This is a genomic window from Phocaeicola sp. HCN-6420 (assembly GCF_037890145.1).
In the GTDB taxonomy this organism is placed as follows: Bacteria; Bacteroidota; Bacteroidia; order Bacteroidales; family Bacteroidaceae; genus Phocaeicola.
In genome coordinates, this window is record NZ_JBBKBJ010000017.1 from 61324 (window position 1) to 72241 (window position 10918).

Annotated in this window: 10 protein-coding genes, 1 tRNA gene and 1 pseudogene; all 12 read left to right on the forward strand. The window is 39.8% G+C overall.

From position 1 onward, the window contains the following. Nucleotides 1–5: 5 nt before the first annotated feature. The gene (locus WKT12_RS10985) at nt 6–338 is read left to right on the forward strand and encodes a hypothetical protein (protein WP_016661657.1); all 333 of its coding nucleotides are present in this window, start codon (nt 6–8) and stop codon (nt 336–338) included. Beyond that, nucleotides 332–643 carry a hypothetical protein gene (locus WKT12_RS10990; RefSeq protein ID WP_007558026.1) on the forward strand — a complete coding sequence of 104 codons (312 nt, stop codon included), beginning with the start codon at nt 332–334 and terminating at the stop codon, nt 641–643. Before WKT12_RS10985 ends, WKT12_RS10990 begins: the two co-directional genes overlap by 7 nt. Continuing rightward, nucleotides 640–1095 carry an HK97 gp10 family phage protein gene (locus WKT12_RS10995; RefSeq protein ID WP_008782000.1) on the forward strand — a complete coding sequence of 152 codons (456 nt, stop codon included), beginning with the start codon at nt 640–642 and terminating at the stop codon, nt 1093–1095. Before WKT12_RS10990 ends, WKT12_RS10995 begins: the two co-directional genes overlap by 4 nt. Nucleotides 1096–1098: 3 nt before the next feature. After that, nucleotides 1099–1479, forward strand: coding sequence for a hypothetical protein (locus WKT12_RS11000; RefSeq protein ID WP_016661656.1), 381 nt, complete (start codon nt 1099–1101; stop codon nt 1477–1479). A 2-nt stretch (nt 1480–1481) separates the two neighbouring features. Further along, complete coding sequence (locus tag WKT12_RS11005; RefSeq protein WP_340319696.1) at nt 1482–2072, forward strand: hypothetical protein; 591 nt, start codon at nt 1482–1484, stop codon at nt 2070–2072. A 9-nt stretch (nt 2073–2081) separates the two neighbouring features. Beyond that, nucleotides 2082–2149: transfer RNA gene (locus WKT12_RS11010), tRNA-OTHER, on the forward strand. A 99-nt stretch (nt 2150–2248) separates the two neighbouring features. After that, the gene (locus WKT12_RS11015; protein ID WP_224262932.1) at nt 2249–2776 is read left to right on the forward strand and encodes a hypothetical protein; all 528 of its coding nucleotides are present in this window, start codon (nt 2249–2251) and stop codon (nt 2774–2776) included. Nucleotides 2777–2817: 41 nt separating this feature from the next. After that, the gene (locus WKT12_RS11020) at nt 2818–3018 is read left to right on the forward strand and encodes a hypothetical protein (RefSeq protein ID WP_016661653.1); all 201 of its coding nucleotides are present in this window, start codon (nt 2818–2820) and stop codon (nt 3016–3018) included. A 116-nt stretch (nt 3019–3134) separates the two neighbouring features. Then, entirely contained in the window at nt 3135–7247 is a 4113-nt protein-coding gene (locus WKT12_RS11025; RefSeq protein ID WP_224262933.1) for a phage tail tape measure protein, read from the forward strand. Next, the gene (locus tag WKT12_RS11030; protein ID WP_340319697.1) at nt 7234–7746 is read left to right on the forward strand and encodes a hypothetical protein; all 513 of its coding nucleotides are present in this window, start codon (nt 7234–7236) and stop codon (nt 7744–7746) included. Before WKT12_RS11025 ends, WKT12_RS11030 begins: the two co-directional genes overlap by 14 nt. Continuing rightward, complete coding sequence (locus tag WKT12_RS11035) at nt 7736–8524, forward strand: hypothetical protein (RefSeq protein ID WP_224262936.1); 789 nt, start codon at nt 7736–7738, stop codon at nt 8522–8524. The genes WKT12_RS11030 and WKT12_RS11035 overlap by 11 nt, the downstream gene beginning before the upstream one ends. Then, nucleotides 8521–10918: pseudogene (locus WKT12_RS11040) on the forward strand (hypothetical protein); the annotation flags it as partial. The gene WKT12_RS11035 and the pseudogene WKT12_RS11040, both read left to right, overlap by 4 nt.

Here is a 10918-nt window from a genome sequence, read left to right on the forward strand (position 1 = left end):
CAGTTATGGCAACAATCAGAGAAACGATACTGGAATATCCCTCTATTGGAGATATGGAAGGCTTCTTGGAAAAGGTAGTATTTGTAAAGCGTGGTATTAATCCCGAAGAACAATGTACTACTGATAATATAAAGCAAGTTGGTCTATGTGTCGCTGATACGTATGCCATGCTGATAAATTCTCCGGATTTCACGGAAAACAAGTTATCTATCTCTCATCCCCGCTCTTACTATATACAGACTGCAAAGCAGTTATATATTGAGAACGGGGAGCCTGAAAAGGCTGCCAAATTAGGAAAGAAAATCATTATTAGGGGAAGGGCAAGGAACGCATGGTAACCAGATATCCTCATACTGCCTTGATAACTTATGAAATTGGCGGAAAATTAGTCAATGGTGAGTGGGTTGATGGAGAAACAAAAACTCTGTCAGTAAAGGGAAGATATGATTCCGTTAGTGATGGGCGCATAGTTATGAAGAAAAACAGCCTTGGCGACGAAAAGCAAGTACATGGCTATTTCTATACTAAAGTCCGTCCTGATATTGATGTTAAATATTTGCGTTTACAAGTTCCTTCTCTTAATGTTGATGTGGATATAATTTGCTGGGAACCGTATCAATCCCATTCAATTATAAATGTATGAAATCAGGACTGACGCCTTTGTTTTCGGATGCGGATATAGACCGCTGGTTTGACAAATTCCAAGAACGAGCAGAAGAAAGGATTTTTAAATTACTTTCTGCTGCCGGAGAAAAATTTGTAGAAGTGGCCCGTAAATCGGGTAACTATACAGACCGCACAGGCAATCTTCGTTCTTCTGTAGGTTATATAATAGCTATGGATGGAGAAACCGTTTCTGAAAACTTTGAGAAAAGCGGTAAAGGGAATGACGGTGATACTGGTATTTCCAAAGCCAGACAGTTGGCCGAAGATATTTCTTTGGCTTATCAAGGCAGTTACGTACTGATTGGTGTTGCCGGTATGGAATATGCGGTTCATGTTGAAGCCAAAGGAAAAGATGTGGCTACTACGGGATATATCCAATGTCAGGAGTATTTGCGTAAGGCATTGATTAGGGTATTTGAAAAAATCTAGTTTATGGATGAATTTGATGTAATAGATTTCGTATATGAAGCGATAGAAGCTGCCGGTACTGGAATTGCCATATATAAAGACAAATCTGAGGCCGGTGTTAAGGACGAACATATCGTAATTAATCATCTATCATTAACGGAGTTGGATTTCATTAATAAAATCCCTGTAAATGTGAATGTGTTTGTTCCTTTGAAGCATAATGGAATGTATCAGCGTCAACGTATGAAAGAGTTAAAACGTATGGTGCGTAAGGCTCTTGCTTCGATAAATAGCGATGATGGCAATTGTAGAGAAATAGAGGATTTCCTAAGTATTCCGATACCGGATTTAAAAGAGGGATTTATGTGTACTAATATTCGATTTAATGTAAAAGTGGATAATTGATTATGGCAGAAACAAAAACGGTAAGGCCTATTGCTATGGGCGTAGGCGCGATTAGAATTGCAGATGTTGGTGATGGAGTGCCGGGAACGGATTTTACCACACTTCCCTTACCCACCAAAAGTAGTGTTGCTTTCAACTTTGCAGACCTTAAGGAAGTGAAGATAGACATTGAAGGCAGTACCGAACCCTTATATGTGGAATTTGTAAAAGATACCACTGATTATATTGAGTTCTCTATTCCTACTCCAAGTAATGATACAATAGCATTGCTTGCCGGTGGAACCGTTGACAAAGGGGAAGAATTATCTCCAAAGGATGTTTGGAATAAGCCTACGGATATTCCGTCAATCAATAAGACATTCCAATGCGAAACATTGCCCAAAAAAGGAAAGAAAGTAGTTTATACTGTTGTCAATGGTAAGATAGCAGCTAAGATTTCGCAGGCTCCGGGTGCAGAACAAGCAGAGTTGTTATTGGTTCGTGTGTACGTACAGGCAGCAATTACAGAAAAAGGGGAAACCAAAACTGCCTTTATGCGTGAAGTTACTGATGCGGCGCCTAAAGCTAAGGCGGCCAAAACCGCATCCAAGTAATAACTATGGTTCTATATAGCTCAGTCGGCAGAGCGCATTGTATAATGAGGTCGGCGGTTCGAGTCCGCCTATAGAAACAAACTTTTGATGGATAGGGGCGAAACAATTCTATAATAGTCGCGAATATTATGGAGTTTTCCCGGAAGTACAACGGGATAGCCCCTTTGGATAAATTTATGAGCATAAAGAATTTGTTTAAATTGGAGTCGGCTTCCATAACGGAGCAACCAGTCAAGATACCATTTGATTTTAGCGAGAGAAAATCTATTCCGGCAGGAAAGGAAGTCGGGGATAGTATAGTCATACGTCCGATAACGGTTAGGACATGGTTTAAGTTGCGACCTCTTTTGCTTGAAATAGAACCGGCAGACCTTGATAAGATGATTGTCAAGTCTTATGAGCCGACTAGTGATTTTCCGGTTATGATGGATAAGTATGGAGAGTTACTTCTTGATATTGTATGTTTGGGCATTCATAATAAGCCGTCGGAGCCACCGGCATGGTTTCGCAATGTTCTTATAGATAATTCCACATGGGAAGATATACGAATACTTCTCAATGCCATATTCTTTAGAATAGGTTACTTCCCTTTTTGCGACTCTATCACGATGCTTCAGAACGTGAGCCCATTGAGAGAGACGGAGATAATAGCCGCTCAGAAGAATCTGCAAAGTTGGCAGGATACAGTCAAGCAAGATTCTTAGTTATAGTGCATGATTCGTTAGGATTGACTTATAAGGAAACAATGGAAAGCAGTTATTCCTTGATTGAAATAATGATGCAGGAATATGCTTCTGTGATGAAAGAAAGAAACCGGACAGTTGATGAAGATGGAGAAACCGAAGGTGTGGATTATGAATGGGTTGAGTTACCAAGTTTTGATGATCCGACAAAAACAATTCGGATGAAGAGGTACTATGATATTGAAGGCGCAAAAGCGAAATAATGCCTGTTTTTATATATTACAATGTTGAAACATTGTTTCATGTCTTGTTTTTAGAGGTTGATGCCCCGTGTCTGTGAAGATATGGGGCTTTCTTATATTTTAAAAATAAATGAATTATGGGTATTCAGAATAAAGATGGTGCATTATATTTTGCTACAGGCATAGATAATACCGGACTTTATAAAAGTCGTCGGGAAGCTATTGGTATAATAAAGGCGATGGCTGATGAAATTACATCGTTTGATGTGTTCGGAGGTATCGGTATCAGTGCAGGGATAGCCTTTGCTCGTGCGGCCAAAGAATCATACGATTTTGAAAAACGTTTTCAGAAAGCCATGCTTGAAGTTGCTACTCTTTCTAAAGAAGTGGATGGTAGCTTGACAGAATATATGAATCGTGTTATGGATATGATTCGTGATATTCCTATTGCCGGTGATGAAGCGGCTAAAGCATTGTATCAAATCGTGTCTGCCGGTCATGATGGAGCAAATGGTATGGAAATTTTAGAGGTATCCGCTAAGGCGGCTACCGGCGGTCTGACTGAAACGGCAACGGCTGCTGATGCCATTACTACTATCTTGAATGCTTACGGTATGCAGGCAGATAAAGCAAAATCCGTGTCCGATAAGCTATTTACTACAGTCCGTTTAGGTAAGACCACGTTTGGGGAACTTGGCACAAGCATTGCCCAAGCAGCACCGATTGCTGCTTCATTTGGCATAAGCCTTGATGATGTACTGGCTGCTGTGGCTACTATAACTAAGCAAGGTGTACCGACATCGGAAGCCATGACAAAGATACGTGCTGCTATACTTGGTACAGCTAACCAACTCGGAGATGCAGCTTTCCAAGGCCGTACATTCCAAGAAGCATTACAGTTGATTTACGATAAAGCTGATGGTTCTGCAACCAAGATGAAAGAGTTGCTTGGTACTGATGAAGCATTGCAAGCTGCATTGGCTCTTACCGGAAAGAATGCCAAGGGAGCCTCTAAGGATTTGGCGGAGTTGGGAAATTCCGCTGGAGCTGCGGAAACTGCTTTTAAAAAGATGAATGATAGTACTGAAAATCAGTTGGTACTTCTTCGTAATAATATAACTGCGGCACTCCGGCCAATGGGCGAGGAAATAATGAAGCAAGTTGCCGGTATCGCCGAAAGTTTTAATAATGCGTTTTCTAATGGGGATTTGGTAAACACATTATCTACCTTGCAAGATTTGTTGGTAGTAGGTGCTACGGCGTGGGGAAGTTATCGTGTTGCGGTATTGCTCGCTGCGCAAGCTGAGTTGTATCAACAGGGATTGGCTAAAGGGTGGACCCTATCGATGCAACTTCAAGCAAACTGGCTTAATATAGTCAGCAAGGCAAAGGAAATACTTGCCATGAAAACAAAAGCATTGAATGCTATAATGGCTAAAAGTCCTTATATGCTTATTGCAACAGCTATAGCTGCTTTGGGATATGCCATATATAAGCATATAACATACGTTAGTGAAGCAGAGAAGGCAAATAGGAAATTAAATGAGTCTTATAACGAGTGCATAGCATTACAGTTGAAAGAGAAAAGAGCATTGGATGATGTATTTTCGGCATTGGCTCGCGCTAAGGAAGGGACAGAAGAGAGAAGGAAAGTGATAAGCCTGATAAACGGACAGTATGGAAGTTATCTTAGTAATATGCTTACTGAAAAATCCTCTGCAGAAGAAATTAAGAGTGCTTATGACCGTATAAATGCTTCATTGAAAGAAAAGATCGCCTTACAGATACAAAACCAAGCAACCGATGAAATCGCTACATCTGGAGTAAAGAAGCAGGCTGATGAGTTGGAGAATTTACGTAAGGGGCTTTCACAATATTCAAACAACGGCGGATTGGTAGAATTGACAGTTCAGAATATTGTAGATAAGGTGACAGAAGCTCAACGAGCCGGAACGGGAAACATGAAAGTTTTGTATGATACACAAAGAGAACTGTTGAAAGGCATTGCTAGTGGCAATAGGCAGTTAAGTGATGAGGTTGTGGATGCTTTGGATGAATATATCAGAAGCGTTTATTCGACCGAATATAATATCTATCAAGTAAAAAAGAGATTTGCTCCGTTTATCAAAGGTCTGACTTCTGTCAATACTGGTACGACCACTACGACTACTACTACAACCGGCACAACTGTGGTTAATACAGAACCGGATAAAAAAGATTATAAAGGTGATATTGAGAATGCAAAAAAAGAACAGGGAAAACTGTTTGAACAATTTTCAATGGATTTGCAACAGATGAGAATCGATGCAATGGAAGAAGGGGAAGAAAAGTATCAAGCTCAGCGCCGTTTGGATTTTCAGAAAGAGTTGTTTGCGATAAAAGAACATGGAGAAGCTTTGATAAAGGCTCAACAAGAAATCGAAAAAAAACAATGGGAGGAAAGGAATAAAGGTAAGAAGAATAATGAAAAGGGAGTTTTCAAGCCTACAACTACATCCATAGAGCAGTTACCACAAGAGCAGCGAGACTTATTGAGTAATATGTATTCTGAAGCTCAAGTTAAGAATCTGATGAATGAAGAAAAAATACTCAAGGAAAAATACGATGCCCTTATTGCTCAACTTGATGATTATAAGAGCCGCGAATACACTATAACCAAAGAATGGGATGAAAAGATTGCTCAAGCAGCAGGAAATGAGGAATTGGTAGATAAACTAACCAAAGGCAAAGAAAAAGCTTTGAACGAGTTAAATGCACAGATGTTGATGCAGTCAGATGAATGGGTAAAATTGTTCGGTGATTTGGATAACCTTACCATTTCCGAAATAGAAAATCTTATTCAGATAATCAAGTCGAAAGCTAAAGATTTGAAGCTGGACCCTATTAACCTGGATAAGGTCTTGGAGAAGCTGAAAGATGCGGAGAATGAAATCAAATCCCGTAACCCGTTCCGCAGCTTGGTTACTCATATAAAAGAATATCAGAAAGAGGCTGATAAGACTAAAAAGAAAGCATCCTTAAAAGAAATATTTGGTGATACTTCCGAAGTGCTTGGAATGGTGAACGAATGTTTTGATTCGGTCATAGGCGGTTTAAAGAACATGGGATTGGCTGGGGATGAAGAAACCCAAAAGTTACTTGGAAGTATATCCAATATGGTTGGGTCGGCAGGTAAGCTGGCCGGCGGTATTGCTTCCATGAATCCGGCTGCTATGATTTCAGGTGCCGTTGGGCTTATATCTTCTGCATTTGATGTCTTTGACCGAAGAAGTCGTAAGGCTAATCGGGAAATTAAACAGCATCAAGAGAATGTGAAAAACTTGGAAAAGCAATACCGGCAGTTGGAACGTGAAACAGCCAAAGCTATCGGCAGTGAGAAATATAGCAAGCAGATAGAGCAGGTAAATAACTTGTATCAAAAGATAGCGGAAACTGAGGGTATGATAGCTGCAGAGCAAAGCAAAAGGTCTAAAAAACGTGACGACGGGAAGATTGCTGATTGGGAAAGCCAAATAGAGGATTATAGGGATAAGATAGAAGAACTCAGACAGGGAATTATAGATGAATTATCAACGACTGATTTGTATTCATTTTCCAATGATATGGCTTCGAGTATTGTTGACGGATTATGTAATGGTCTTGATAACGGCAAAGAAGCTATACAAGAAAAGATAAATGACTTGATGAAGAATGTCATATCTAAGCAACTGGACGTTTTTGTAATCCAAAAATCGATGTCCGATATGTTTCAAAAAATGGCAGATGCTTTTAATGAAAACAGTGCCGGCGGTTTTGAACTTACCAACTGGGAAATAGACCAAATTGTTGCAGCGGGTCAGCAGGGAAAAGATCAGATATTGGGACAGTTGGGGCGTTATCAGGAATTGTTGAAGAAGTTGGGACTTGTAAATAGCGAAGTTGAAGATGAAATGGAGAATGGCGTTACTGGTGAGCTGCAGGCTGCGGTAACTGAGGGCACCGCTTCCCAGCTTGTAGGTCTATGGAATATGTCTGCTTTAGATATACGTTCTTTGCTTAATTTGAGCCATGAGCATTTTATAGAATGCCGGACGCAGCTTGCCAATATTGCTAATATTTATGTGCAGATTATTGGAATAAACAATAATACAAAAGCAACGGCAGATAATACCGGAACTCTTGTTGAAGAACTGAAAACGGGTATCAAATCATTGGAAACAAAGCTTGATGAAATAAGAAAAAACACTAAAAACTATAATGGGAGAGGATAGTATGAAACTGAAAGAACGAATTGCATTATTAGCGGGTGCTGCCGGAGCCTGCGATGAAGGGCTTCAAGAGTTGGCTGAAACAAAATCCAAGGCAGAGATGATTAGATGTTTCTTTGATAATATTAAGTTTTGTCTTTCAAGACATACCCCATCGAGTGCATTTATTCGCTCTAATTTTGGAGATATGATGCACGGACAAGGATTATATGCCGATGAAACAGTAAATGTGAAAAATCAAAAGGAAGTAGCCTTTGTGGGGAAGTGTTATGCCGTAGTGGAAATAACAGAACGAATGATGTGCCGAATATGGGCTGCTGATTGTACAAAGTTGAATATTCGGGCTTCCAATGGGGCACGCTTGATTATAGATGCTTTGGATAATGCGGATATAATCGTAGATGAATGTAGTGGTGCTCATGTTACGGTTTATCTATATGGCAATGCAACTTGTACGGGAGCTGATTTAATAGTTCGGAAAGGAGCCACTTATGAGTTATAAACTTGACGATATAGATATATCTTCTTACGATGCTTTTCCCTATGTAGGTCAGACAAAAGATTGTATTGCCATATCAGGAGTATTTGACCTTCCTAAGCGTAAAGGAATAACGGAATATAATTGGGGAACCGGTATTGAACCGTTTGTTGATGCAGAAGATATTGAACTGGATGGCCGGACTTTACTTCTATCTTTGGTGGTTCGCTCTGAAAATGTAAAATCCCAATTAGATAAGCTAAAGAAGGCTTGTATTTCATGCAGGCGTTTATCGACTAGATTTGGTAGCTTTAATGTTATCTGTAAGGATGAGATTTCTGTAGAAGAATATGTTACTTTGAATATGGCTATTGTGCAAGTAAAATTTTGGCAACAAAGCTATATTCCGGCAAAAATAGACATTAATCCGTCAGGTGGGAATAACTACGTAATGGATGGCTATTCTTTAAGTGCTGATTTTGGGATTTATGTATCTTCTCGTTCTGGTGTTGAGGCTATTGGAAAGCGGATAGAGATAGGTACGACTTTGCCATATATGCAAAATAAATATCGTGAGCCTACCACATTGACATTAAAGTGTACTATGCTGGGGAGCAGCTTGGAAAGGTTATACTCAAGCATGAGCAGGTTTTCAGCTTTGTGTATTAGTCCTGGTCTTAGAAATTTGACTCTGAAAGATAATGAGCGCATGAGAATATATTTTAAAGATGGAATAACCGTTACAGTGCGGACTAAGCATGTATTGGAATTCGATTTAAAATGTAGAGTAATGCAGCAATGATTGACATCTTAGAGGTATATCGTGTAGTTTCTGGAATTGATACCAAGGTAGCCAGTATTGCATCTGATGATGCTATATTGGCTAATGGCATAATGAATAAGAATGAAGTATCGGTAACTGTGGTAACTGATACCATTCCTGATATTCAAGAGGGGGATTTTATAAGGGTTGGCGGAATAAAATATAAAATTAATCGTGCATCTGAATTTGCCGATAAAAGTTCTGTGAATCATACTACAACATACTTATTTGAAGCACCGGAATATACTTTAATAGATAAGATTCTCACCAATAAGATAACCAAAAGCGTCCGCGTTACTCTTACGGGAAAATTGAGGGATTGGTTGGAGTTGTTGATATGGAATGTCAACAAGACAAATGACAATCCTTTAGGGGTAGATACAGGGTGGCAGCTTGGCAATATTCCTGATACAGAATATATGACATTGTCTTTTGACGGGATAGATTGCCGTAGTTTATTATCAGAGTTGGCTTCGGCGTATGGCTATGAGTATTATGTACATGACCATACGATAAATTATGTATCACGCATTGAAAATGAAAGAAATCTGACATTTACACAAGGGCAAGGTGGCGGATTGTATGAGGTAGAGCAAAGCAACGTTGATAGTGGTGATGTTACTACCCGTGTATATCCAGTTGGTGGAACAAAGAATATGGCTCCAGGGGAAGGCGATGAAGAAGGACGTTTGATGTTGCCCGAAAAGTATTTGGAAAACTTTTCAGAAACCAATCGGGCAGTTGAGAAAAAGATTGTCTTTGATAATATTCATCCCTCTTTTACTGGTTTTGTTGAGAATCCTACGGGGGAGAATTATCGTGAGTTTATATGCCGTGATATTGATTTTAATATCGACGAATTGGCTATTGGCGATGATGCGCGTATTAATTTTCTCACAGGAGATTTAATGGGAAAATCCTTTGAATTTAAGTGGGATAATTCTAATAAGAAAATAACTCTAATCTACCAAGAAGATGAATTGGCTTCCATTGACCCGGAGACTCAAAGCAGACCTCTTATCCCATCAGCGGCCAAACATTTGAGAGGTGGTGAGGAGTTTAATTTTACTGGTATTCGTCTCGGAGAGGCATACAAGCAAGCTGCAATATCAAAGTTGCGTGAGAAAGCTACGGATTGGCTTGCTTTTTATTCGCAAAAAAGGGTAAAGTTTACTCTTGATGTGGATTATCGTTATATGAGGGAAAAAGGTGGCTTAGAGTATGGGGATTTGATAACTGTAAGCATACCGTCTCGTAATATCAGTAGAATCATTCGTATTGTTTCCACAGAAAAGAATCTGAAAACCGGAAAGCTGTCGTGTGTCGTATCAAACTATCTAACAGAGAAATGGGAAGATAAGATAGAAGGACAGATAAGTTCTATGCAGGCCACTATAAACGGCGGTGGTGGAAATGGTAGTGTTACGGTTCTGGAAAAGTATGATGAAAGACCTTTTACAGATAAGAATGTACTCTCATCGCTTCGTACGTTGAAGGAAATAGCGGACAATGCAGTAAGCAAAAAGTTAAACGATACAGCAGCGGGGTTAATAACATTTTTAAAAGGCATTAAACTTGGAGATTTCGTTCAAGGTAAATCAGGAGCCAATATTGATGATTTAGGGAATGCTGAATTTCTGACTGCTGTTATTCGGGAGCTACTTCGCAGTACCAAGTTTGTAGATGGATTGATTGGTGAAGGCTGGCAGATATGGATAGACCAGCTTACCGGATTAAGTCATCTCACTATAGATAAAGCTACTATCCGGCAATCATTGGTAGCCCTTGAACTACTAATACAGAAAGTGCGTAGCATAGGCGGTCAGTTTATCGTTTCTGCAGCTAACGGAAAAATAAAGGATGTTATTCGCCAAGGTGATAACTACCGCATCCTTTTTGAGCAGGAATGTGATTTTATGGTCCATGACTTGATGCGTTGCGCTGTTACTAGTGGTGCGTCTCGCAAGGCTTATTGGGTGGAAATTGCTTCGGCCGATGTAAACGGCGTTACAGTACCTGTTTCCGAATTTGGTGGTGTAGCCCCAACTGTAGGCGATGAGTGTGTATTGATGGGTAATACAGAGAATAAGTTACGTCAGAATCTTATCAGTATATCGGCTACAGAAGACGGACAGCCTCGTATCGATATTTTGGACGGAGTAAAAGCCAAGAACTTCAACGGATGTTTGCGCTGTCGTTTCGGTAATTTGGATGGTATTAAAGATAGTTCCTTTCCCGCCGACAAACAACCTAAAGGAAATGGGCTTTATGGCGATAACGTATATTTGAAAGGTACATTTGTCTTAATGACCGGTGAGGATATATTGACACGCTTTGAGATTACAGAGGGGAAAATACATTCAGCGGTAGAAG